This is a genomic window from Streptomyces chartreusis NRRL 3882, assembly GCF_900236475.1.
GTDB classification, from domain to species: Bacteria; Actinomycetota; Actinomycetes; order Streptomycetales; family Streptomycetaceae; genus Streptomyces; species Streptomyces chartreusis_D.
This window is the reverse complement of record NZ_LT963352.1, coordinates 4,786,896-4,810,620: the sequence shown is the minus strand read 5'-3', so window position 1 is coordinate 4,810,620 and position 23,725 is coordinate 4,786,896. Positions and strand designations below refer to the sequence as shown.

The window sequence follows — 23,725 nt, the reverse complement described above, 5'->3', positions numbered from 1 at the left end:
CCGGACAACGAGGGTCTGACCAAAAGCCAATATGGCACTCTGACCCGGTGGTCTGGACGTGTTGGCCGGCTGGCGGGGGCTTTCCGCGATGAGCGTTGACGGGCGGGACGAGTCGAGCGGCAGCGGGGACGCCACGGCCGGCGGCCCGGTCCCGCCGCAGGTGCCCAGCCAGGGCGGACGCGCGGGCGTACCGCCGGGCGGGCATCCCGTCGACGGCTCGGTCCCGCCACAGCGCGCATGGCATGAGGACAGCGTCGTGCCGTCGCCGCGCGAACTGCCGCCCTCCGACGCCGATCTCATCGACCGGATGCGCTCGGGCGACGACACGGCGTACGAGGAGCTGTTCCGGCGCCACGCGCAGGCCGTGCGCCGGTACGCCCGGACCTGCTGCCGTGACGCCCACACGGCGGACGACCTGACCGCCGAGGTCTTCGCCCGCATGCTCCAGGCGGTACGCGGCGGCTCCGGCCCCGAGCACGCCGTGCGCGCCTACCTGCTCACCTCCGTCCGGCGCGTCGCCGCCTCCTGGACGCGGTCGGCGCGGCGCGAGCAACTCGTCGACGACTTCGCGGTGTTCGCCGCCCAGTCCGCACGTGGCTCCTACGTGTCCGACGACGACACTCTCGACCAGGGCGCGGACGTGCGGGCGATGCACGAGGCCGAGCGGTCCATGGCCATGCGGGCGTTCCGGTCGCTGCCGGAGCGGTGGCAGGCCGTGCTGTGGCACACGGAGGTCGAGGACGAGTCGCCCAGCGAGGTCGCCACGCTCTTCGGGCTGGACGCCAACGGCACGCGCGTGCTCGCCAGCCGGGCCCGCGAGGGCCTCAAGCAGGCCTACCTCCAGGCCCACGTCAGCGCCACGCTCACCGCCGACGAGGAATGCGCGCGCTACGCCGACCAGCTCGGCACGTACGCCCGCGGCCGGCTGCGCACGCGTGCCGAGCGGGGGCTGCGCAAGCACCTGGAGGAGTGCGTGAAGTGCCGGCTGGCGGCGACGCAGATCGAGGAGGTCGCCGGCGGTATCCCCGCCGTGGTGCCGCTTGCGGTCATCGGCTGGTTCGGTGCCGCCGGGTACGCCAAGGCGGCCGGGCTCATCGCCGGAGGCACGGGGGCGGCCGGGGCCGCGGGCGCGGCTGCGGTGGCGGGCGGGGGCTCGTCGGGCGGGACGGCGGCGAGTGCCGGTTCGGCCGGTGGGGCCGCGGGGGGCGGCTCGTCCGGTGGGGCGGGAGGTGGCGCGGCGGTCTCCGAAGGGGTGGGCGCGCCGGTGAAGGCCGGCATCGCGGCAGGCGTGGTGGCCGTGGGCGTCGTGGCCGCGGTGGTGCTGGTGCTGGCCGGCAACGAGAAGCAGCAGAAGGACGAGGCGAGACCGGCTCCCACTCCGTCTTCGCCGGTGGTCCGGCCCGCCGACCCCACGTCCTCTCCATCCTCTCCCTCGGAGCGGGAACCCGGACCGCGGCCACCGGCGATCGTGCCCGCGCGCGCCGAGACGCCCGCGCCGACACCGACCTCCAGGACCAGCCCGTCGTCCACACCGTCCCCGGCCCCGACACCGACGCCCACCCCGCCGCCCGGGGCCCCGAGGCCGACACCGCCCCCGGCGCCCGCGCCCACACCGACACCGACACCGACCGAGAGGCCGCCCGCCCCGACCGTCTACCAGTGGAGTGAACTGTCGTACGACATCAGCGGCGACGGCACCGCGCCCGAGATGCGGATCGGCGCGAGCAGCTGGGTCTGGCAGCGGTCCGGCCTGTCGGCCGGCGGCAGGCGGTACACGCACGGGGTCACCGTGCACGGCCGCTCCTCCGTCACCATCGACCTCAACCGCTCCTGCTCCTCGTACCAGGCGCTCGTCGGGGTGGACGACATGGCGCTGAAGCTCGGCAAGGTGTACTTCTCCGTCTACGCCGACGGGGTCCGGCTGTGGCGGTCCGGGCTGGTGGAGGGCGGTGACCCGGCGGTGCCCGTCCAGGTGAACCTCACCGGCCGCGGCACCGTACGGCTCGTGGTGGAACCGCACGGCGCCCTCGACGACCTGGCCCTGGCGGACTGGGCGGAGTCCAAGTTCACCTGCGGTTAGCGGCTTCCGGCCCGGTGGCGTACGAACTCCGCGCCTCCTCCAGCTCGCGCAGGACGTCGTCCGCCGTCAGGGCCGTGCCCCGGGCGCGCTCCGACTCGCACCGGGCGGGGCCCAGGGCGGCGCGAACTGCTGCCCCGGTCCGTTCCGCCTGGGCGTACTCCGGCATGGGGCGGGGACGTCCGCCCCGCCAGTGGTCACCCGCGCCGAGCAGCCGTGCCGCGCGCGGGAAGTCGCCGAGGTCGGCCAGCAGTCCTGCCGCGCTGTCCACGACCGTGGCCCGGATCGCGTCGGAGCACCGCTTGTCCACGGCCTCGCGAAGCGCTCCGGTCAGCTTGTCCAGTGCGGGCCCCGGGCCGGACTCGCTCGCCGTGACCATGGCGTCCACCAGATCGATCATCACCACGAACTGGGGCGGCGGTGTGCCGCGCCCGGCGTCCGCACGCGCCGCCTCGCAGAGCGCGCGCGCCCGGGCGGTGTGCCCCTCCTCGGACGCCATCTGGGCCCGCAGCAGCAGGACGAACGCCCTGGAGTCCGCCACGCCGTACCGGTCGGCGGCGGCGGTCGCCTCGTCCAGCCCCGCGAGCGCGGCCGGGCGGTCTCCCGCGCGGTAGGCGATCTCGGCGAGCCGGGCGAGGAGGAACGGCGACTCGGCGTACGCGCCCACCTCGTAGGCGAGCCGCAGCGCCTCCTCGTACTCTCCCTTGGCCTCCTCGAAACGGCTGCGTGCCATGGCCGCCTCGCCGGCCGCGCCGCACACCTGTGCCCGTAGCCAGCGGTCACCGGCGCGGCGGCTGAGGATCCGCAGCTCCGCGAGGTCGTCGTCCACGCCGTCCAGGTCGCCGGGTCCGTCGACGACCATGTGCGTACGGAACATCAGGGCGACGGCGGTCTCCCACTCCCCGCCGTGCGCACGGCAGTTGGCGACGGCGGAGTCCATGACGGCCCGGAGGTCGCTCCGGTCGCCCACGTAGGAGGAGATGATCGGGCAGACGAGCCCCGGGAACCGGGCCGCCTTCGGGCCCCCTTCCTGGAAGTAGGCCCACACCCGGCCCACATACGGCCGCTGCCCGTTGACGAACGCCTCCGTGAGCGCGGCTTCGGTCACGAAGAAGACGTGCAGCATGCGCAGATCCATCCGCAGGGCGTGCAGCGGGTGCCCCGCCTCCCCGTCCGGCGCGGCGAGGAAGTGGTCCACGGGATCGGGCAGGTCCGGCTCGCCGCCGGACGGCACAAGCCCGGCGGCGGCGTCCCTCTCCACGCCCAGCCGCAGGATCCGGTCCAGCCACTCCAGGCCCTCGTGCCGGTAGTTGCGCAGCCACCAGAACCAGCCCATGGCCAGGACCAGAGCACCGGCCTCCTGCTCGTCCCCGGCCGTGAGGGCCCGGTCGAGGGCCGCGCGGATGTTGTCGAGCTCGGTCTCCAGGCGGGAGACCCACGGCAGTTGCCCGGCGGAGCGCAGCAGCGGCTCGGCCTCCTCGACCAGCGCGCGCACCCACTCCCGGTGCCGCCGCTCGGCCGCGGCACGCAGCTGCGGGGCCTCGGCGGCACGCTCGACGGCGTACTCGTGGATGGTCTCCAGCATCCGGTACCGCATGCCGCCCGAGCCGTCCGAGCCGTCCTGGCGGCCCTGGCGGCCCTGGCGGTCCGAACCGCCCGAACCATCCGAGTCATCCGGTTCGCCCGTCCCGACCGGTGCCGCGACCACGAGGGACTTGTCGACGAGGGCCCCGAGCAGCTCGGCGGCGGGCCCCGTGCACACGGCCTCCGCCGCCGCCAGGTCCCAGCCGCCCGCGAACACGGACACCTCGCACAGCACGGTCCGCTCGGCCTCGTCGAGCAGGTCCCACGACCAGTCGACGACGGCACGCAGGGTCTGCTGGCGGGGCAGGACCGTACGGCTCCCGGAGGTGAGGAGGCGGAAACGGTCGTCGAGCCGGTCGGCGATCTGCCGGGGCGTGAGCAGCCGGAGCCGGGCCGCGGCCAGCTCGATGGCGAGCGGCAGCCCGTCCAGGCGGCGGCAGATCTCCGCCACCGCCCGCTCGTCACGGAGCACGGCGCCCGCGTCGGGACGGACGGCGGCGGCGCGCTCCGCGAACAGCCGGCGGGCGTGGTCCGGCCGCAGGGGCTCGACCGGGCGCACCAGTTCACCGGGGACGCCGAGGGGTTCACGGCTGGTGGCGAGGATCGTGAGCCCCGGGCAGCGGGTCAGCAGGGTCTCGGCGAGGTGGGCGGCGGCGCCGATGACATGCTCGCAGTTGTCGAGGATGAGCAGTTGGCTGCGCGGCGCGCAGTACTCCACGAGCAGGGCGACGGGGTCGTCCTGCATGGCCGTCAGCTCGCTGGTCATCAGCACCGTCTCACGCAGACCGAGCGCGCTGACCACCGCTCCCGGCACCGCCTCCGGCCGGTCGAGCGGGGCGAGCTCGGCCAGCCACGCCTGCGGGAGCCCGGCGGCGGCTTCCTCGGCGAGACGGGTCTTGCCGGAGCCGCCCGGTCCGGTGAGGGTGACGAGTCGGGCCCTGTGCACATCCGAACGGATGGCTTCGATCTCGGGTTCCCGGCCGACGAAAGAGGTCAGTCGGGGACGGATGTTCCCGGTGCGCTCGGGCGGGGTGGGCGCTGGCGTCTCGCTCCTCGCCGCCGACGCGAGCAGGTCGGCGTGGAGGGCGCGCAGGTGCGGGCCGGGGTCGGTGCCGAGGCCCTCCGCGAGGGCGCGGCGGGCGGACTCGTAGGCGGCGAGGGCGTCGGCTTCGCGGCCGGTGTCGCGCAGGGCGCGGATGAGGAGGGCGTGCAGCGGCTCGTCGTACGGGTGGACGGAGGTCAGTTCCCGCAGTTCCGGTACGACGTCCGGCGCGCGGCCGAGCCGTAGGCGGGCCTCGGCTCGGGCCCGGGTCGCCTCCAGGCGCGTGGCCTCCGGGCGGGCGGCGGCGGTGCGGTCGGGGAGGTCGGCGAGGGCGGGCCCGCGCCACAGGGCGAGGGCGTCGTCGAGATGGCGTTCCGCCAGGGCGGGGGTGTCGGCGGCGAGGGCGTCGGTGCCCTGCTGGACGAGCCGTTCGAAGACGAAGAGGTCGATGTCGTCCGGCGTGGCCGTGAGGCGGTAGCCGCCGGTGTCCGAGGTCACGGCGTCCTTGCCGAGGGCGCGGCGGAGGCGGCCGATGAGGGCCTGGAGCGCGGCGTGGGCGTCCTGGGGTGGGTCGTCCGTCCACACCTCGTCGATCAGCGTTTGGGGCGTCGTGACGCGGGAGGGGCGGAGGGCGAGGGCGGTGAGCAGGGCGCGGAGGCGGGGGCCGCCGACGGGTATGGCGGTGCCGTGCTCGTCCTCTGCCGTGGTGACGCCCAGGATTCTGTACCGCACCGGGTCATTGTCGCCCGGGGTGGTGGTGGGGCCGGGGGTTTTCGGGGCCGGGTGTTTCTGGAGGCGGCGCGGCATCTGCGGGGGCGGGGTTGGCCAACTCGGCGCTGCGGGATTCTCGGCGCTGCGGCTGGGGCCGGGTGGGTCCGCAGCCCGGCGGAGCGGGGTGCCGCTGCGCCCACCCTCCCCCAAGCTCTCGGCTTCGCTCGAGCAGGGGGCCCCATCGCCCCGGCGGCACGACTGCCCGCAGCTCGGGCGGCCCGCACCCACAAGTCGGCCGCAGGCGCTACACGCGCCGTACCCCGGCCCCCGCCCCCAGCGCCCCCCGCTGCGGCGCGATCCCCGCCGGTACAGCGCGCTGGCGGGCCGGTGTGCCCGTCCAGCACGTGCCACGGCGGGACAGCAGACGGCGGAGCCACAGTTCCAGGGAGACGAGGTCGGCGAGGCCGTCCAGGGGGAGGGGCTCACCGGCCGCCGCGGAGCGCAGGGCCTTGCGGACCACCCGGGCTTCGACCAGGCCCGCCTCCGCCAGCAGCGGCGTGTCGAACAGGGCGACCAAGGAGTCCGCCGCCACCCTCAGCCCCGTACGCGCCGCGGCCGCCGCCGTCGCCTGGGTCGGGGCGCCCCACCCGGGCGGCAGGTCCCTGACCCCGGCCCCTTCCAGCACCGTACGCAGGATCGCCGCCCGCGCCCCCGGCCGCACCCGCAACGCCTCGGGCAGCGCCCGGGCCGCGCGTACGACCTGGTTGTCGAGGAACGGCGCGTGCAGCCGCTGGAAGCGGATCTCCGCGGCCTGCTCCAGCACCCGCAGGTCCGCCGCGTGCCGCGCCAGCGCCGCACGCGCGCGGAAGTCCCCCGGCCGCTGCCCCGGCCCCACCAGCTCCGACCGGTGCGTCGCCGCCTGAAGGCGAACCGATACTTCAGCGAGCGCCTCACCGGTCAGCCAGCGCGCCGCCGGCCCGGGTCTCCCCCAGGTCAGCGCGGCGAGCGAGGCCTCCACCGCACCCCCGGGCGCGTCCTGGCCGTCGTCCGTACGGTGGTCGAGCAGGCGCTCGGCCAGGGATTCGAGCCCCGCCCGGTACGGCGTACGGGACAGCCGTCGCGCGGCCGCGTACACGCGCGCGGGCACCAGCACCGAGCCGTCCGTCTTGGCCAGCGCGGCGACGGGCCGCACCAGGTGGCGCCGCTTGCGGTCCATCAGCAGATCGGCCAGGCGCGCGGGATGGGCGTCCAGGACCTGCCGCGCACCGTAGCCGGTGAAGTGGTCCGCGCTGCCGGCTGCCAGCCGCGCCCGGTGCCGGGCCGCCGCCACCAGGGACGCGCCCGGCTCGTCCGTCAGCGGACCGTCCAGGTCGGCGTACGGGAGGGTCTCCTCGCCACCGGCCACGACGACATGGTGCAGACGCGGGTTCGCGGCCAGCGCGCCCGCCCGCTCCAGCTCGGCCTCCCGCCCTCCGACGGCCAGGTCGTTGAACGTGACCGCCAGCAGCCGCTCCCCCGCGCCGGTGCCGTGCCCCAGCACCGTGCCCGGCATGCCGGGCAGCCCCGCGGCCAGCAGCGCCAGCGTCCCCGAGGCCGGCCCGCCGGACAGGTCCGCCCCGATCCCCGGTACCGGCATCCCGCGCGCGGCACGCCGCTCCGCGGGCCCCATGCCGGGCACGGGCCCGGGGTCGATGTCCGCCCCGGGGACGTGCCGCGGCGCGGACAGCCGCGTCCGTACGGCCTCCACGAGCGCGTCGCGCACGGCGTCGACAGCGCTGTCGGGATCGGCCGAGGGCGCCGCCACCGCCAGCGAGGCGACCGGCTCGTACCCGGCGATCTCGCGCGCCCCAGCGCGCAGGATCAGTGCATGCCCCGGCGGAATGCGCTTCACGCCGTCGTACGGCGTGGAGTCGTGCAGCGCGGCGGGCACGTCAGGGGCGGCCAGCAGCGCGGCGAGGTGCCCGAAGTCGAGGTTGGCCTCGATGAGGTCCGCCAGCGGCAGCGCGGCCGTCGCATACGCCGTGCCGCCGGCCCAGGGGGTGTAGAAGACCGGCCGTGCGCCCGCGAGGTCTCCGCAGACGGTGACCCTCCGGCCGACCTGCACGATCGCGGTGTAGCTCCCCGGCCAGGCGGTCAGATGCCGAAGTGCCCCGCCGCGTGCGGCGAACAGCGCGACGCGCAGCTGCTCGTCGGTGGCTCCGCAGATGCCGAGGACGGCGATGCGTGTCCGGTCGTCGGCCTTCACGACCCGCACCTCGTCGGGGCGCCAGTCGCCGACCGCCCACAGCGGATCGGGGTCGCCCCACAGGAGTTGGGAACCCACCGGGTGCAGGGTCTCGCCGTCGGGACCCGTGGCCCCCGCCGAGCCGGCAGCGACGGCTCCCGCGGCGGTGCTGCTCCATCCCACCAACCACCGCATCGCCGCCTCCACAGGCTGTGGACAACCAGTGCACCGCACGAACCGGTTCACCATGCTGCCATGAAGGAGGCGTTCCAGAGTGCGCCCGCGCCGCTTGCGCTCCGCCGAACGCGCCCCGGCGGAGCCACCCACGCCGCCCCGAACACCCCGGAACGCCCCGAACACTCCCATGCCACAAGAGGAGACGGGCGGAGAAGACGGCAGTGAAGACGGAAAGGGAAGACGGCGCGGAGGTGGCGACGAAGGAGGCAAGAACAGGAGGGACCACCAGGAGGCAAGACACGTCAGCGACACGTCATCAGTACGACTGCGGCGCGAATGCGCCCCCGACACGCGCCCCGAATACGCCCGACGCGCCCTCAAGTACCGTGGTAGGAGGCCTGATACCCCCTGACCGGCGGGGTCGATTTTCGGCCAAATCCGTGTCACGCAGGCAGCGTCGAACACTCTCCGTACAGGCCCTGCGTTCCACCGCGCGATCGCGCAGTCCGGGAGACGGAGCACGCCTCCCGGACCGTTCCGCCGCCCGCGGGGATGTAGGCGGCGGTGTCCCCCAGCCCACTGGATCCAGTACAGCGGGCCGACCCACGCAATGACCATGGAACCGCTCCCGCGGTGGCCGGAGAAGAGCGCACGGACAGGCGCACGGCCACACAGTGGGAGCACGCCGCAACAGCGCGTATCTGAACCGCACTTCAGTACGGACCACAATCCCGCCAACCGGAACAATGCCCCTTAACGCTTGGGATGCGGCGAACTACGCTGGGTTTACGAATGCCGCGTGGTTATGCCAGCGCCGGCAGCCGTCTGTGTCGAGGGGTGGCGCATGTCCAGGGAGCAACGCGGGCCGAACGAAAAACTCGGCGCCGTTCTCGCCCTCGCGGGAATCAGCAACGCAGGCCTCGCGCGGCGCGTCAACGATCTTGGCGCTCAGCGAGGACTGACGCTTCGCTATGACAAGACGTCGGTGGCGCGCTGGGTGTCGAAGGGCATGGTGCCGCAGGGTGCGGCGCCGCACCTCATCGCCGCCGCCATCGGCCAGAAGCTCGGCCGCCCGGTGCCGCTCCACGAGATCGGCCTGGCCGACGCGGACCCCGCGCCCGAAGTCGGCCTCGCCTTCCCACGGGACGTCGGACAGGCGGTGAAGTCGGCGACGGAGCTGTACCGCCTCGACCTCGCGGGCCGCCGCGCCGGCTCCGGCGGCATCTGGCAGTCACTGGCCGGATCGTTCGCGGTGAGCGCGTACGCAACGCCCGCCTCACGGTGGCTGATAACCCCGGCCGACAGTTCGGTGGCGCGTGACGTGGGCCCCGGCGAGGGCTCCGGCGCACCGCTCAAAGTCGGCCACAGCGATGTGCAGAAGCTGCGGGAGGCCGCCGAGGACGCCCGGCGCTGGGACTCCAAGTACGGCGGCGGCGACTGGCGTTCGTCGATGGTCCCCGAGTGCTTAAGGGTGGAGGCGGCTCCGCTCCTGCTCGGTTCCTACTCCGACGAGGTCGGCCGGGCCCTCTTCGGCGCCTCCGCCGAACTCACCCGGCTCGCCGGCTGGATGGCCTTCGACACGGGCCAGCAGGAAGCGGCCCAGCGTTACTACATCCAGGCCCTGCGCCTGGCCCGGGCGGCGGCGGACGTCCCCCTCGGGGGCTACGTCCTGGCCTCCATGTCCCTGCAGGCCACCTACCGCGGCTTCGGCGACGAGGGCGTGGATCTCGCCCAGGCCGCCCTGGAACGCAACCGTGGCCTGGCCACGGCCCGCACGATGAGCTTCTTCCGCCTCGTCGAGGCCCGGGCACACGCGCGTGCGGGGGACGCCCAGGCGGCCGGCGGCGCCCTGAAGGCGGCCGAGAGCTGGCTGGAGCGCGCCCGCCCCGGCGACAACGACCCGAGCTGGCTCGGCTTCTACTCCTACGACCGCTTCGCCGCCGACGCGGCCGAGTGCTACCGCGACCTCAAGGCGCCCCGCCAGGTCCGCCGCTTCACGGAACAGGCCCTCTCCAAACCGACGGAGGAGTTCGTCCGCTCGCACGGCCTGCGCCTGGTCGTCTCGGCGGTGGCCGAGCTGGAGTCGGGGAACCTGGACGCGGCGTGCGAGCAGGGAGTGCGGGCGGTGGAGGTCGCCGGGCGCATCTCGTCGGCCCGTACGACGGAGTACGTGAAGGATCTTCTCCACCGGCTGGAGCCGTACGGCGACGAGCCACGGGTGGTCGAGCTGCGGGAACGCGCACGGCCGCTGCTGATGGCTCCGGCGTAGCCGGGCAGGCATGCTGCCGTCCCCGCGTTTGGAGGCATTGTCAGTGGCGCAGTGCACTATCGAAGCGGGAGGTGGTGCAGGTGACGCGGGTTCCGGAGATCGCGTACGACTGTGACGTGCTGGTGATCGGCGGGGGCATCGTCGGCCTGTCGACGGCGTACGCGATCACACGCGCCGCACCAGGCACACGTGTCACGGTCCTGGAGAAGGAACCGGGCCCGGCCCGGCACCAGACGGGCCGCAACAGCGGCGTCATCCACAGCGGTATCTACTACCGCCCCGGCTCCCTCAAGGCGCGCTACGCGGTGCGGGGCGCGGCGGAGATGGTCAAGTTCTGCGCGGAGTACGGCATCCCGCATGCGGTCACCGGCAAGCTGATCGTCGCGACCGACCGCGCGGAGCTGCCCCGCCTGCACGCACTGGTACAGCGCGGCCGGGAGAACGGCATCCCGGTCCGTGAACTGGGCGCGTCCCAGATCGCGGAGTACGAGCCGGAGGTGCGGGGGCTCGCCGCGATACACGTCGGTACGACCGGCATCTGCGACTTCGTCGCGGTCGCCCGCCAGCTGGCCCACGGCTCGGGCGCGGAGATCCGCTACGGCACCCGGGTCGTGCGGGTCGACCGCCGCCCCGAGCGGGGAGTCGCCGTGCTCACGGCTGCGGGGGACGTCGTGCGGGGGCGGGTGCTGGTGAACTGCGCGGGCCTGTACAGCGACGAGATCGCCCGGCTGACCGGGGACGATCCGGACGTCCGGATCGTGCCGTTCCGCGGGGAGTACTACGAGCTGGCACGGCCGGAGCTGGTGCGGGGCCTGGTGTATCCGGTTCCCGATCCGGCGTTCCCCTTCCTCGGGGTGCATCTCACCCGCGGGATCGACGGAGGTGTCCACATCGGGCCCAACGCGGTGCCGGCCCTGGCCCGCGAGGGGTACGAGTGGGGGACGGTCCGTGCGCGGGAGCTGGGGTCGACGCTGGCCTGGCCGGGGTCCTGGCGGATCGCCCGGCGGCATTGGCGGTACGGGGCGGGGGAGCTGCGGCGGTCGTTGTCCAAGGGCGCGTTCACGGAGGCCGTGCGGAGGTTGCTGCCCGGGGTGTCCGAGGACGACCTGGTGCCGACGGCGGCGGGGGTCCGGGCACAGGCGGTACTGCGTGACGGCACGCTGGTGGACGACTTCCTGATCCGCGAGGGCGCTCGCACGGTGCATGTGCTGAACGCGCCGTCTCCTGCGGCTACGGCGTCCTTGCCGATCGGCAGGGAGGTGGCGCGCAGGGTGCTGAGCGCGCTGTGACCGACTGACCGCTGGGTTTCGAGGTGCTCGGTGTTGCCGCTGAGGCCGGGTGGGCCCGCAGCCAGGCGGACACGGCGGGCCACCGCGCAGGCGGCCACCCGGCCAACACATGACGGCCGTAAAATCGGTCTCACTGTGTCTGACTCCGTGAACACCCCCGAAACCCCCCAGCCCACCACCCCCGGTGCCTCCATCCGGCACAGCCGGGCCAAGGGTGAGCCGCGCTTTCCCGATGGGCCGAAGGCCGATCCCGCCGGGTCGCACTTCGAGCGGCGGATCCGGAGTTTTCAGCCCCGGCGGAGCCGGGTCACAGCGGGCCAGGCGGACGCGCTGCAACGGCTGTGGCCCAAGTGGGGTCTCGACATCGACGGCAGCCGGGGCCTCGACCTGGCCGACCTGTTCGGCAACGACAACCCCGTCGTCCTGGAGATCGGCTTCGGCATGGGCGAGGCCACCGCCCAGATGGCCGCAGCCGACCCCACCACCAACATCCTCGCCGTCGACGTCCACACCCCCGGCCAGGGCAACCTGCTCAACCTCGCCGACCGGAACGGCCTGTCCAACATCCGTGTCGGCAACGGCGACGCGATCATCCTCCTCCGCGAGATGCTCACCCCGGACTCCCTCGACGGCCTGCGCGTCTACTTCCCCGACCCCTGGCCCAAGAAGCGGCACCACAAGCGCAGGCTCATCCAGCCCGACTTCCTGACTCTCGCCGCCACCCGCCTCAGGCCCGGCGCGATCGTGCACTGCGCCACCGACTGGGAACCGTACGCCGAACAGATGCTCGACGTGCTCACGGCACACCCCGACTTCGAGAACACGCAGGCGGACGGCGGTTTCGCGCCCCGTCCCGACTTCCGTCCCCTGACCCGTTTCGAGGGCCAGGGACTGGACAAGGGACATGTCGTGAACGACCTCCTCTTCCGTCGCGTACAGCACGTGGACCAACCCCCCGCCGGCGCCTGACCGCACCCGCGCCCGTATCCCTCCCGCCTGCGGACAGCGCCCATCCGTCGTTAGGGTCAATGCCGTGGCCATCAGCCCCCCACACATGTCGTACCCCAGCGTTCCTCCCAGCGGCCCCGCCGCCGGCTCCCTGCGCCACGCCCACTGGTGGCAGCGCGCCTGGGTGCGCTACGGCGCGCTGACGACGCTCCTCGCGATATCCGGCCTCGTGATCCTCGCCCTGGTCCGCGAGGAGACCGGCACGGAAGGGTTCCTGGTCGGGCTGGGGCTGGCCACGCTCCCGGTGCCCCTGCTCATAGCCGCGTTCCGCTGGCTGGACCGGGTCGAACCGGGCCCGTGGCGGAACCTGCTGTTCTGCTTCGCCTGGGGGGCCTGCGCGGCGGCGCTGATAGCGATCGTCGCCAACAGCTTCGCGACCAGGTGGATCGCGACGGCGACGGCGGATCCGTCCAGCGCGGACACGCTCGGCGCGACCGTCATAGCGCCGGTGGTCGAGGAGATCGCCAAGGCGGCGGCCGTCTTGCTGGTCTTCCTCTTCCGGCGCCGCGACTTCACCGGCATCCTCGACGGAGTGGTCATGGCCGGCGTCACGGCGACCGGCTTCGCGTTCACGGAGAACATCCTCTACCTGGGCACCGCGTTCGGCACCGACCAGCTCACCGGCGGCACCGGCATCGCCTCCGTCACGGCGGCGACCTTCTTCGTGCGCATCATCATGTCGCCGTTCGCGCACCCGCTCTTCACCGTCCTCACCGGCATCGGCTTCGGCATCTCCGCGCTCGCGGCGGACCGCCAGCACGTCCGCCGCGTCGCCTTCCCGCTCTCCGGACTGCTGCTCGCGATGGGCATGCACGCGATGTGGAACGGCTCGTCCGCGTTCGGCGAGTACGGGTTCTTCGCCGTGTACGCGGCGTTCATGGTGCCCATCTTCGGGCTGCTGACGTGGCTGGTGATCTGGACCCGGCAGCGGGAGCTGAGGACCGTGCGGGCGGAGCTGCCCGCCTATGCCGTAGCCGGGTGGCTGTCCCCGGTCGAGCCGTACGCCCTCGGCTCGATGCGGGCCCGGCGGATCGCCCGCCAGTACGCCCGTCGCCACGCGGGCCGGGCGGCGGCGCGGGAGGTCGCGCGGTACGAGGCGTACGCGACGTCCCTGGCGTTCCTGCGGCACCGTGGCCGCCGCGGCCGCGCCGGTGCCGACTTCGTCGCACGGGAACGGGAGCTGCTGGACGAGCTGTGGCGACGCCGGGAGGCGGCTCGCCCCGCGCTGGAGCACGCCGCGCGGATCACGGCCCCTCCGGTACCGGTGGCGGCCCCGCCGTGGCCGGTGTACGGGGCGTACGGGTACGGCCAGCCGACGACGGTCCATCCGACGACACCCCGTCCGGCACCTGCGGCGACGGCGTACCCCGCGTACAACCCGTACCGGTCGTAGCCGAAGCCTCAGCGCCGGGGGAAACCGCTCAGGCCGAAGCCTCCGTGAGCCGCCCGAGCTCCGCCTCCGTCAGCGTCAGCTCCCCGACCCCGGTCAGCGCGGGCAGCTGCTCCACCGTCCGCGCGGAGGCGATCGGCGCCGCCACCGTCGGCTGGGCCGCGAGCCAGGCGAGGGCGACCGTGGCGACGGGGACGTCGTGGGCCGCTGCGACCTCGTCGAGGGCGTCGAGGACCCGCAGGCCCCGCTCGGTCTCCAGGTGCTTGGCGGCACCGCCCGCCCGCGCGCTGTCGACGGTCGTACCGGGCCGGTACTTGCCGGTCAGGAAGCCCGACGCGAGCGCGTAGTACGGCACAGCCGCCAGGCCGGTCCGCTCGGCGAGGTCCTGGAGCTCGCCCTCGTAGGTGTCGCGGGAGACCAGGTTGTATTCGGGCTGGAGGGCCACGTACCGGGCGAGCCCCTCGCGGTCGGAGAACTCCAGGGAGGCCCGCAGCCGCTCCGCGGAGATGTTGGAGGCGGCGATGTACCGCACCTTTCCGGCCTTCACGAGTTCGTCGAGCGCGCCGATGATCTCCTCCACCGGCACGTCGGGCTGGTCGAAGTGGGTGTAGTAGAGGTCGATGTAGTCGGTGCCGAGGCGCCGCAGGGAGGCGTCGGCGGCGGCCTTGATGTTGGCGGCGGACAGGCCTCGGAACTCGGGGTGCTGGCTGACCTTCGTGGCGACGACGACGTCCGAGCGGTTGCCGCGTGACGCGAGCCACTTGCCGAGGACGGTCTCCGACTCACCGCCCTGGTTGCCCTCGACCCAGGCCGAGTAGACGTCGGCGGTGTCGACGAAGTTGCCGCCCGCGGCCGTGTACGCGTCGAGGACGGCGAACGACCGGTCCTCGTCGGCGGTCCAGCCGAAGACGTTGCCGCCGAAGGCGAGCGGGAAGACCTCGAGGTCGGAGGAGCCGAGCTTGCGAAGAGAAGTCATGTTCCGTGTCAACGACCGTACGGGAACGGCCCATTCCACAACGAACGCAAAGCCCCCGCAAACCCGGCACGCACCGGAGCGCTCAGACGTTCAGGCCCTTGCCCCGCAGCCACGCCAGCGGGTCGATGCCGTTGCCGGACCCACCGGTGTGGACCTCGAGGTGCAGATGCGCCCCGGTGACGTTGCCGGTCGCGCCCACGCGGCCGATGACGTCACCCGTGCTGACCTTCTGGCCGACGCTGACGCCGATGGACGACTGGTGCGCGTACCAGATCTCCGTGCCGTCATCGAGGGTCAGAACCGTCTTGTAGCCGTACGAGCCGTTCCAGCCCGCCTCGGTGATGGTGCCGCTGTGCACCGCCTTGATCGGCGTCCCCGTGGGGGCGGCGAAGTCGAGACCCGTGTGGTAGCCGGAGGACCAGTAGGCGCCGGCCTGACCGAAGGTCGAGGTGATGGTGTACGCGGAGGTCGGCAGCGTGTACTGCTTGGCGAGGGCGGCGAGCCGCTCGGCCTCGGCCTTCTTCCGGGCCTCCTCCTCGGCCTTCTTCTTGGCTTCGGCGGCCTTGGCCTTGGCTTCCTTCTCGGCCTTGGCGGCGGCCTCCGCGGCCGCCTTCTCGGCGGCTTCCGCGGCGGCCTGCGCGGCCTTGGTCTCGATCTGGTCCTGCTGGTGCTCGACCTGCGCCATGATCCGGGCGCGCAGCGCTTCACCGGCGCCGGAGGTGCCCTGATCGGTGTCGGCGGCCGCCGAGCCGAGGCTGCTGAGCGGGGTGGCGGAGCCTTCGGGGGTGTCGTCGTCCGAGATGAGGGAACCCACCGAGGGCAGGTCCGGAACGGAGATCGACACCGGCGGCTTGCCGGTCTGGGCGCTGGCCATGCCGCCCGCGCCCACGGCGGCTATGACGCCGACGCCCAGGACGGTGGAGCTGCGGGCGAGTCCGCCGCCGCGCTGCTTGGTGACGCGATGCCGGCCACGGACCGGACGGATGGACTCCGCGGTGGGGTTCCATTCCTGGAACGGGCCCTCGTCGGTGTGGTGACCGCCGTAGCCGAAGGTCTCGGTGTCGCGCTGGTCCAGCGCGGACGGGGCCGCGGGGGCAGGCCGGTTTGACGCCACGTGGGCGTACTCCTTTCCTTCCTTCTCGCCTACCGGGTTAGCTGACGGGTTCGGAGCAGGAAGGTCTCCTACGCGCGTATACCGACCGTGCTTCCACGGCGGCATCCGCCCGATTCACCCCAAGTGGTGGTTCCCCGGTTCCCTTTCGGGATTCGGCGCGTGCGCACGGAGCCGCCTTCTGTGACGGCTGGGACGACCGCGCTGCGTTATCGAACGTTAATAGACGCGCGAGGGGTATTCCAGCGATTCCGCTTGATCATTAACCTTTTTCGCGCGGACCAACCTGCCATGACCGGCCTAAAACGGGCGAGTTGACCGCCACGTAAGTGACTCACGGGTTTTGACGGTGTGTCAGTTGTTATGCGGAGCGGCGTGATTCACTCACCGACAGTGATGCACCGACTCATGAGGAGCCCGGGAAACGCACCGAGGGCCGGAACCCTTTCGGATTCCGGCCCTCGGCCTTCAGTAGCGGGGACAGGATTTGAACCTGCGACCTCTGGGTTATGAGCCCAGCGAGCTACCGAGCTGCTCCACCCCGCGTCGTTGTGACACCAGTGTACGCCATCCGCGGGACAGCTCGCGCACACCCGGTTCTCGGCGGCCCGCGCTCAGTGCGGCAGGTGGCGGTTCGGGGCCTTGGCGCGCTCCTCGTGCTCCGGGAGGACGAGGACCCGCACTCCCCCGGCCGCCAGGAGGCCGCTGCCGTCGGCGCCCGCCACGAAGGTGTCCGGCTCGCGCCAGGCCGTGACCACGCGTCGCACACCCGCGTCGAGGATCAGCCGGGCGCAGGGTGCGGGGCGGGAGGCCCGGCGGGCGCAGGGCTCCAGGCTGCTGTAGACCGTCGCGCCGGCGAGCCTGGGATCGGCCGGGTCGGTCTTCGCCAGGGCCGCCTCCTCGGCGTGCACGAGCGGGTCGCCGCCCTCGCGGGAGTGGCCGCGGGCCAGTTCCGTGCCGTCGGCCGCGACCACCACCGCGCCGACGCTGAACGCCGTGTCCGACGGCGGGCACTGTGCCGCCAGTTCGCAGGCGAGGGCCAGCCAGTGGTGGTCGGCGGCGGTGGGGAGGGAGCCGGTGCCGGGGGCGGTCGGCTCGTAGCGCATGAGGACCACGTCCTCGATCCGCCGGGTCTCCAGCAGCCGGAGCCGGCCGGACTGGTAGCCGCCGGGGCCGAAGAGGCGGGGTGCCTCGGGGTCGCCCACGAAGAGCGGGGCGAGGACCAACTGGAGTTCGTCGGCGAGTCCCTGGGTGAGGAGCTGGGTGTGGATCAGGCCGCCGCCCTCGACCATGAGCCGTCGTACGCCCCGGTCGTCGTGCAGGTGGGTGAGGAGCCGGCGCCAGTCGATGTCGGCGCCGAGCGGGACGACGCCGGTAGCGAGACCGAGGGCACGGGCGCGCTCGGCGCCCTTGTCGGTGGTGTACAGGACCTTCTCGCCGCCGGTGTGCCAGAACCGGGCAGCCGGGTCGAGGTCGCCGGAGCCGCTGACGGTGACCTTGAGGGGGTACTCCGGCCGGCCGGCGGCCGTGCGGGCGGCTCGTCGCCCGGGTGAGTTGACCAGCAGGCGGGGGTTGTCGGCGCGGATGGTGCCGGCGCCGATCAGGATCGCGTCGACGGACGCCCGGACCTCGTCGACCCGGTCGAAGTCGGCCGGGCTGGACAGCAGCAGGCGTTCGGGGCCGGTGTCGTCCAGGTAGCCGTCGAGGGAGACGGCGGCGGACAGCAGGACGTACGGATGGGGCATCGACGCTCCCGGTGGACGACGGGCGACTGGAAATCGGCGGACCGACGGGACGGCCTTGGTTCAAGTTTGAAACAAACCTACACTGGCGGCATGACGACTCGCTGGCTCACCCCCGAGGAGCAACGCGCCTGGCGCGCGTACATCGCCGCCTCCTTGCTCCTGGAGGACGCGATCGACCGGCAGCTCCAGCAGGACGCCGGCATGCCGCACCTGTACTACTCCATCCTGTCCGTCCTGTCGGAGTCCCCGGAGCGGCGGCTGCGCATGACCGATCTCGCCGAGCGGCTGAAGATCACGCGCAGTCGGCTGACGTACGCGGTGACGCGGCTGGAGAAGGACGGCATGGTGCGGCGCGAGGCCTGCAGGTACGACAAGCGGGGCAGCATCGCGGCCCTGACGGACGACGGCTTCGCCGTGCTGGACCGGGCGGCGCCCGGGCATGTCGAGACCGTGCGGAGCTTCCTGTTCGACCGGCTCAGCGCGGAGCAGGTGGGACAGCTGGAGGAGATCTCCAAGGCGATCGCACAGGGGCTCCAGGAGGACGGGACGCGGCCGGCGTCGGACGACGTGCCGTGGCGACGGAGGTCTTCCACGGCCTGTTCGTGACCCACATCACAACGCACTACGATCTCGTTGCTTCAAATTTAAAGCAAGGGTAGGGTTCCGGACGTGGATCTGCTTCAAATCTGAAGCAGACTGCAAGCCGACGGCTGTGCAGCCGAACAGGAACGGAACCCGGAGGCCCCGCATGCCCGACACCCCCGCTGTCATCGCCACCCCGCGCTCCCGCGTCCGGGTCCCGCTGCGCTTCCACGACGGTTACGAGGTCGACGCCGAACTCGTCACCTTCCACGGCCTGGCCGACGGCCAGGAACACGTGGCCGTCGTCCTGGGTGAGCCCGGCCCGGTTCCGCTGGTGCGGCTGCACTCCGAGTGCCTGACCGGGGACGTGTTCGGCTCCGCCCGCTGCGACTGCGGCCCGCAGCTGCGCGAGGCCGTCGAGCGCATAGCCGAGCGCGGCGGCGTGCTGCTCTACCTCCGCCAGGAGGGCCGGGGCATCGGCCTCTACAACAAGCTCGACGCGTACGCCCTCCAGGACGAGGGCCTCGACACCTACGAGGCGAACGCGGCCCTGGGACTGCCGGAGGACGCCCGCGACTACACGGCGGCGGCCCAGATGCTCCGGGCCCTGGGCATCGGCGAGCTGGACCTGCTCTCCAACAACCCCGACAAGGCCGATCAGCTGCGCGACCTGGGCGTGGGCGTCCGCGACCGCGTCCCCACGGGCGTCTTCACCACCGCGCACAACGTCCGGTACCTGCGCGCGAAGGTCCTCCAGACCCAGCACACCCTGCCGCTCGCCGCACTGACGGGGCTCAGCGCCGGCTGAGCCTCCGGCCCGGCCGGGCGCTCGAACGAGGCGGCTTGCCCCTCGGCTCATCGGGTACAGCCTTTGAAAGAGGGCGACCTCGGCAGTACCCGGAGCTTATGGAAAGTGACCGTTTCGTGACCGATCTCGACGGCCCCGGCGACCCCCGGGCGAGGAGACCGGGCGATGGCCCGGAGGCCGTCGCGGCACAGATCGCCGATGCCGTGGAGAGTCTGACGGCCCTGTGGTCGGTCGCCGCCCAGGACGCGTCCCTGCGGCTGTCCCTGCACCAGCTGCGGGCGCTGCGCACCCTGGAGGCGGCACCGGGCCTGAACCTGACGGCCCTGGCGGACCGGCTGGACATCGGCCTCCCCACGGCCAGCCGTCTCTGCGACCGCCTGGCGGCGGCCGGCCTCCTGGAACGCGCCCCGCACCCGGACACCCGCCGCGAGGTACAACTGCGGCTCACCGCGCACGGGCAGCACGTCCTGGGCGACGTCGCCGGCCGCCGGGCGCGGGCCCTGGCCACGGCACTGGCGGCGATGGAACCGGCGGAACGGGTGGCGCTGAGCCGGGGGTTGCGGGGGTTTCTGGCGGCGCGGGATCCCGAGGCCCGTCAGCTCCCCGAGCCATGACGACTCCGGCCGCTGCCGCCCCCGCCCAGCACCGCCACACACGTGTCGTCCCGCACCGGGCGGGCCGCGCTGCCCGCGTCGCGCAGGACCACCGATGCCACCACCGCCGGGTCGCAGCCCAGGAGCAGGGCGTCGTCGGGTGGCGTCCAGCGGCCGGGCAGGCCGTCGCTGTGCAGGACGAGCAGGCTGCCGTCCTGCCACGGCTCCCGCTGCACGGTCACGGACGCCGGGACCTGCGCGCCCACGATGCCGGGCTGGGACAGCATCGCCTTCCAGGTGCCGTCGGTGCGCAGCCGGGCGCCGACGTTGCCGATCCCGGCGAAGTGCAACCGGCCGGACGCGAGGTCCACTTGAGCCACGGCGACGGCCGCGCCCCGGGTGCGGCGCAGCGCCCGGCCCAGATGCCGCAGCATCTCGGCGGGCGGCCGGTCGGCCACGTCGCGCAGCGCCTCCACGGCGGCTCCGGACGCCTCGGCGGCCTTGGGCCCGTGGCCGAGCCCGTCGGCGAGCAGGAGGGTGTGGCGGTCGCCCGCGCAGACCCTGGTCCAGGCGTCGCCGGAGTAGTCGGCCCGGCCGAGGGGGACGTTGACGCCACCTGCGTGCGGCCCCCGAGGGGGCGTCCGATACCGGTCGGCGGGGGGTTCGTGGTCGATCCGGGCCATGGCCACGGTGCCCCGGCCGGGGACGCTGTGCAGGTCGAAGTCGTTCGCTGTGCGCCGGCACGTGCCGAGGCCGGCGCCCAGGGAAGCCGCGGTCGTGTAGCCGTCGCGCATCGCCGCCGCGACGTCCGGGATGCCCGGGCCGTGGTCGAGCGCGATGAGCTGCACGGACGTGCGCCGGTCGTCGGCGGGCGCTCGCTCGACGAGGTTGATGAGGACGTACCCGCCGTCCGCGTGCCGCACCAGGTTGGTCGCCAGCTCCGTCGCCACCAGCGCCGCGGTCGCGATGCGGTGCGGGCCGAGCCCGGCGCACGCGCCGGCCGCCTCGGCCGCGACCCGGACGTCCCGCACCCGGGTCGAGTCGTCGACGGGCACGTCCCACACCCTGCTCATCACAGCCCCGGCCGGGCCGACGGCACGACCGTGGCCCAGGCGGTGACGGTGACGGTGGTCCCCTCACCGGGCCGGCTGTCCACCTCGAACTCCTGGACCAGCCGCTTGGCCCCGCTCAGGCCGAGTCCCAGCCCGCCGCCGCTGGTGTAGCCGTCGGTCATCGCCTGGTCCAGGTCGCGGATGCCGGGCCCGGCGTCGACGAAGGCCAGCCGCAGGCCGGGCGACGGCCCGGTGTGCAGCGGGGTGATCTCCACATGGCCGCCGCCGCCGTGGACGAGGGTGTTGCGGGCCAGCTCGCTGGCGGCGGTGACGAGCTTGGTCTGCTGCACCAGACCGAAACCGAGCTCGGCGGCGGCCTGCCGGACCTGCTGCCGTACCCAGGCCAGGTCGGCGTCCGAGCCGATCGGCAGGCTGGCCGGGGCGGCATGGCGGGAGGCCCGCATCACGGACTCCCCTCGCCCCGCTGGTCACCGGCGGTGAGCAGCTCCATCGCGCGTTCGACGTCCAGGGCCGTACGCAATCCGGGCAGGGTGAGCCCCAGCTCGACCAGGGTGATCGCCACCGCGGGGCGCATCCCGGCCAGCACCGTACGGGCGGCCAGCAGTCCGGCTCCGGCGGCGATCTCCGCGAGGACCCGCCCCAGGAAGGAGTCGACGATGTCCACGCCGGAGATGTCGATGACCACACCGGTCACCCGGGTGTGCGCGATCCGCTCGGTGATGTCCTGCTGGAGCTGCTCGGCCATCCCGTCGTGCAGCTCCCCCTGGAGGGTGACCAGCAGGATGTCGCCCAGCCGGAGGACCGGCACCGTGAAGCCGTGCCCGCCGTAGGGCCCGTTCCCCGAGGGGCCGGTCATCGCGCGTCCGCGTCGGCCGCCCGGACCGGCGCGATCTCGACGCCCTGCCGGCTGAGCGCGTAGGCCAGGGCGTCCGCCAGGCTCGCGCGGGTGAGCACCGTGCCGAGGTCGATGCCCAGCTGGACGATGGTCTGCGCGATCGCGGGCCGGATGCCGGAGACGATGCACTCGGCGCCCATCAGCCGGGCCGCGGCCACCGTCTTCATCAGGTGCTGGGCGACCAGCGAGTCGACCGTGGGCACGCCGGTGATGTCGAGGATGGCGTACCGGGCACGCTCGGCGACGATCGCGTCCAGCAGGCTCTCCATGACCACCTGGCTGCGCGCACTGTCCAGCGTGCCGATCAGCGGTACGGCGACGGTGCTCTCCCAGAGCTTGATCACCGGGGTGGCCACTTCGTGCAGTTGCTCGCGCTGCCGTGCGATCACCTCCTCGCCCGCGCTGACCGTCGTCTCCAGTACGACCAGCCGCAGCGTGCCCATGAGCACGGTGAGGGCCAGCACGCACTCCTGGGCCTCGGGGGCGCCGGGGTCCGGGAACTCGGCGCGCAGCAGCTCGGTGACCGGCTCTCGCAGGGCGGCCACCTCGTCGGCGAGCCCGTCGGCGTCGATCCCCATGCGGGCGCGGGAGGCCGCCATCCGCCCCAACTGGTCGCGCACGGCCTCGAATCCGGGGGCCCGGAGGTCGTCCAGCCGCCCGGCGGCCGCCACCGCGGCCAGCGCCGCCGCCACGGACCTGCCCGCCTCCACCGCCTCGTCGCGGGACACGGTGAAGACCGTGCGGAACAGCGCGGCGTCCGCCCACCGTTGGGCGATCTGTTCCCGGCGCTGTTCGAGAAAGGCACTCACCTGCTGTGCGGGCGGCTCTTGTTCCGCGTTCTCTTCCGACACCGACACTTGCATCGCTCCCTTGCACAGGCCGGACCGAGGTCGCCCTGCGAAACCAGCCATTACTTGCCGTATGACAAACATTAGGCCCGGCGTACGGCTCCACCAAACAGCCGCTCACCCACACCCCCTGACCTCCGCCTTCCCTGGCCCCTCCCGCCCACGCCAGTCCAGGCACACCACCAGGGCGTCGTCGTCCGGGACGGGTCCGCCGCGGTGGCCGGACAGTTCGCGCAGCACGGCCCGGGGCACCTCGGCGGCCGGGAGCAGCCGGGTCGACTGGATCGCCCGGGCCAGGGCGTCGTCCCCGTACGCCTCTCCGCCCGGGGAGGCGACGCCGTACACCCCGTCGCTGACGAAGACCAGCCGGTCACCGGACTCGACCGTGAACTCCTGGGCCACGTAGTCGGTCTCCTCGAACATTCCCAGCGGCAGCTGGGCGTCGAAGGGCACCGGCTCCACCGCGCCCCGGCGCAGCCGCAGCAGCCGCGGGGAACCGGCGTCCACCGCCCGGACCCGCCCGGTGGCCAGCTCGATGTCCAGCATGAGCACGGACAGGTAGCAGCGACCCCGGTAGTGGGCGTACACCGCCTGGTCGGCCAGGGCCGCCTGGTCGGCGATGGGGAGACCGGCCCGGCGCGCGTTGCGCAGGGCGTTGATCGCCAGGTTCGTCAGCAGGGAGGCCTCTATGCCCTCGCCCATGCCGTTGGTGACGTAGAGGCTGAGCCGGTCGGCCGTGGCGGACCAGTCGAAGTTGTCGCCGAAGACCGCGTACGCCGGTTCCAGCTGGGCGCCCAGCTCGTACTCGGGGCGGACGCAGGAGCGGCCCGGCAGCAACTGCCACTGCATCTCGGCGGCCAGCGTGAGCCGGTCCCTGCGGCGCGCCTGGAGGTACAGGTCGGTGTCCCGCTCGGCCACGACGACCTCGTGCCCGAGCACCTCGGCGATCTCGGCCAGTTCGCCGAGGCAGCCGCCGGCGTGCTCGCCGCCCGGCAGGGTCACCGTCAGCACGCCGAGGCGGTCGCCGCGCACGGTGACCGGCAGGTGCACGCGTACGACGTCACCCGGCAGGGTTTCCACGTACGGCTCCTGCGCGCCGAAGGCCCGGCCCGCCGGGCTGTTGGCCACGGACACCGGCTGAAGGGTGTGCGGCAGCACGGACACCGGCTGAAGCACCGTCAGTCCGTAGTCGGCCAGGTACAGCTCGACGGAGTCCGCCGCGTACTGATCGGTCAGTACACGACGGACCGCGTCCAGCAGTTGATGGGGCGCCGCCGTGCGCAGGGCGCGCTCGGCGGTCACGAATCTGTTCACGATCGTCGT

General features: G+C 73.4%; 18 protein-coding genes, 1 tRNA gene and 1 riboswitch. Of the genes, 8 read left to right on the top strand and 11 right to left on the bottom strand.

Annotation, left to right across the window (positions count from 1 at the left end; translation table 11 throughout):
* The first annotated feature begins 88 nt into the window (after window positions 1-88).
* The gene (locus tag SCNRRL3882_RS21680; RefSeq protein WP_010044945.1) at window positions 89-2,080 is read left to right on the top strand and encodes a sigma-70 family RNA polymerase sigma factor; all 1,992 of its coding nucleotides are present in this window, start codon (window positions 89-91) and stop codon (window positions 2,078-2,080) included.
* Here SCNRRL3882_RS21680 and SCNRRL3882_RS21675 read toward each other — a convergent pair.
* Window positions 2,067-5,435: a BTAD domain-containing putative transcriptional regulator gene (locus SCNRRL3882_RS21675; protein WP_010044953.1), complete on the bottom strand. Its 3,369-nt coding sequence runs from the start codon at window positions 5,433-5,435 to the stop codon at window positions 2,067-2,069. The genes SCNRRL3882_RS21680 and SCNRRL3882_RS21675 overlap by 14 nt on opposite strands.
* A gap of 283 nt (window positions 5,436-5,718) precedes the next feature.
* A complete protein-coding gene (locus tag SCNRRL3882_RS21670; protein WP_010044956.1) occupies window positions 5,719-7,833 on the bottom strand; it encodes an asparagine synthase-related protein in 2,115 nt (704 codons plus the stop codon).
* 826 nt (window positions 7,834-8,659) lie between these two features.
* Here SCNRRL3882_RS21670 and SCNRRL3882_RS21665 point away from each other — a divergent pair.
* From SCNRRL3882_RS21665 to SCNRRL3882_RS21650, 4 genes are all read left to right on the top strand, one after another.
* Window positions 8,660-10,084, top strand: a complete 1,425-nt coding sequence (locus SCNRRL3882_RS21665) for a hypothetical protein (protein WP_010044958.1) — start codon at window positions 8,660-8,662, stop codon at window positions 10,082-10,084.
* A gap of 74 nt (window positions 10,085-10,158) precedes the next feature.
* Complete coding sequence (gene lhgO, locus SCNRRL3882_RS21660) at window positions 10,159-11,373, top strand: L-2-hydroxyglutarate oxidase (protein ID WP_010044960.1); 1,215 nt, start codon at window positions 10,159-10,161, stop codon at window positions 11,371-11,373.
* A gap of 135 nt (window positions 11,374-11,508) precedes the next feature.
* The gene (trmB, locus tag SCNRRL3882_RS21655; protein WP_010044963.1) at window positions 11,509-12,342 is read left to right on the top strand and encodes a tRNA (guanosine(46)-N7)-methyltransferase TrmB; all 834 of its coding nucleotides are present in this window, start codon (window positions 11,509-11,511) and stop codon (window positions 12,340-12,342) included.
* Between the two features lie 85 nt (window positions 12,343-12,427).
* Complete coding sequence (locus SCNRRL3882_RS21650; protein WP_010044965.1) at window positions 12,428-13,774, top strand: PrsW family intramembrane metalloprotease; 1,347 nt, start codon at window positions 12,428-12,430, stop codon at window positions 13,772-13,774.
* A 28-nt stretch (window positions 13,775-13,802) separates the two neighbouring features.
* On the opposite strand, the gene SCNRRL3882_RS21645 is transcribed toward SCNRRL3882_RS21650, so the two are convergent.
* The 4 genes from SCNRRL3882_RS21645 to SCNRRL3882_RS21630 form a co-directional block, all read right to left on the bottom strand.
* On the bottom strand, window positions 13,803-14,747 hold the full coding sequence (locus tag SCNRRL3882_RS21645; protein ID WP_010044967.1) for an aldo/keto reductase: 945 nt from the start codon (window positions 14,745-14,747) through the stop codon (window positions 13,803-13,805).
* Between the two features lie 82 nt (window positions 14,748-14,829).
* Window positions 14,830-15,861 carry a M23 family metallopeptidase gene (locus SCNRRL3882_RS21640; RefSeq protein WP_010044969.1) on the bottom strand — a complete coding sequence of 344 codons (1,032 nt, stop codon included), beginning with the start codon at window positions 15,859-15,861 and terminating at the stop codon, window positions 14,830-14,832.
* An 11-nt stretch (window positions 15,862-15,872) separates the two neighbouring features.
* Window positions 15,873-16,029: riboswitch (cyclic di-AMP (ydaO/yuaA leader) on the bottom strand.
* Window positions 16,030-16,330: 301 nt separating this feature from the next.
* A tRNA-Met gene (locus SCNRRL3882_RS21635) sits at window positions 16,331-16,404 on the bottom strand.
* 68 nt (window positions 16,405-16,472) lie between these two features.
* Window positions 16,473-17,603, bottom strand: coding sequence for a dihydrofolate reductase family protein (locus SCNRRL3882_RS21630; RefSeq protein ID WP_010044970.1), 1,131 nt, complete (start codon window positions 17,601-17,603; stop codon window positions 16,473-16,475).
* 90 nt (window positions 17,604-17,693) lie between these two features.
* Between SCNRRL3882_RS21630 and SCNRRL3882_RS21625 the strand changes: the two genes are divergently transcribed.
* From SCNRRL3882_RS21625 to SCNRRL3882_RS21615, 3 genes are all read left to right on the top strand, one after another.
* A complete protein-coding gene (locus SCNRRL3882_RS21625) occupies window positions 17,694-18,209 on the top strand; it encodes a MarR family winged helix-turn-helix transcriptional regulator (RefSeq protein ID WP_010044972.1) in 516 nt (171 codons plus the stop codon).
* Between the two features lie 142 nt (window positions 18,210-18,351).
* Window positions 18,352-18,993 carry a GTP cyclohydrolase II gene (locus tag SCNRRL3882_RS21620; RefSeq protein ID WP_010044973.1) on the top strand — a complete coding sequence of 214 codons (642 nt, stop codon included), beginning with the start codon at window positions 18,352-18,354 and terminating at the stop codon, window positions 18,991-18,993.
* Window positions 18,994-19,109: 116 nt separating this feature from the next.
* A complete protein-coding gene (locus tag SCNRRL3882_RS21615) occupies window positions 19,110-19,607 on the top strand; it encodes a MarR family winged helix-turn-helix transcriptional regulator (RefSeq protein WP_029181533.1) in 498 nt (165 codons plus the stop codon).
* On the opposite strand, the gene SCNRRL3882_RS21610 is transcribed toward SCNRRL3882_RS21615, so the two are convergent.
* From SCNRRL3882_RS21610 to SCNRRL3882_RS21590, 5 genes are all read right to left on the bottom strand, one after another.
* Entirely contained in the window at window positions 19,589-20,659 is a 1,071-nt protein-coding gene (locus tag SCNRRL3882_RS21610) for an ATP-binding SpoIIE family protein phosphatase (RefSeq protein ID WP_040903850.1), read from the bottom strand. The two genes, SCNRRL3882_RS21615 and SCNRRL3882_RS21610, sit on opposite strands and share 19 nt — an antisense overlap.
* Complete coding sequence (locus SCNRRL3882_RS21605) at window positions 20,659-21,102, bottom strand: anti-sigma regulatory factor (RefSeq protein ID WP_010044976.1); 444 nt, start codon at window positions 21,100-21,102, stop codon at window positions 20,659-20,661. The genes SCNRRL3882_RS21610 and SCNRRL3882_RS21605 overlap by 1 nt, the downstream gene beginning before the upstream one ends.
* Window positions 21,102-21,515 (bottom strand): STAS domain-containing protein, encoded by a 414-nt coding sequence (locus tag SCNRRL3882_RS21600; RefSeq protein ID WP_010044979.1) that lies wholly within the window; start codon window positions 21,513-21,515, stop codon window positions 21,102-21,104. The genes SCNRRL3882_RS21605 and SCNRRL3882_RS21600 overlap by 1 nt, the downstream gene beginning before the upstream one ends.
* On the bottom strand, window positions 21,512-22,411 hold the full coding sequence (locus SCNRRL3882_RS21595) for an RsbRD N-terminal domain-containing protein (RefSeq protein WP_010044981.1): 900 nt from the start codon (window positions 22,409-22,411) through the stop codon (window positions 21,512-21,514). Before SCNRRL3882_RS21595 ends, SCNRRL3882_RS21600 begins: the two co-directional genes overlap by 4 nt.
* A 108-nt stretch (window positions 22,412-22,519) precedes the next feature.
* The gene (locus SCNRRL3882_RS21590) at window positions 22,520-23,704 is read right to left on the bottom strand and encodes a PP2C family protein-serine/threonine phosphatase (RefSeq protein ID WP_173937395.1); all 1,185 of its coding nucleotides are present in this window, start codon (window positions 23,702-23,704) and stop codon (window positions 22,520-22,522) included.
* Window positions 23,705-23,725: the final 21 nt, after the last annotated feature.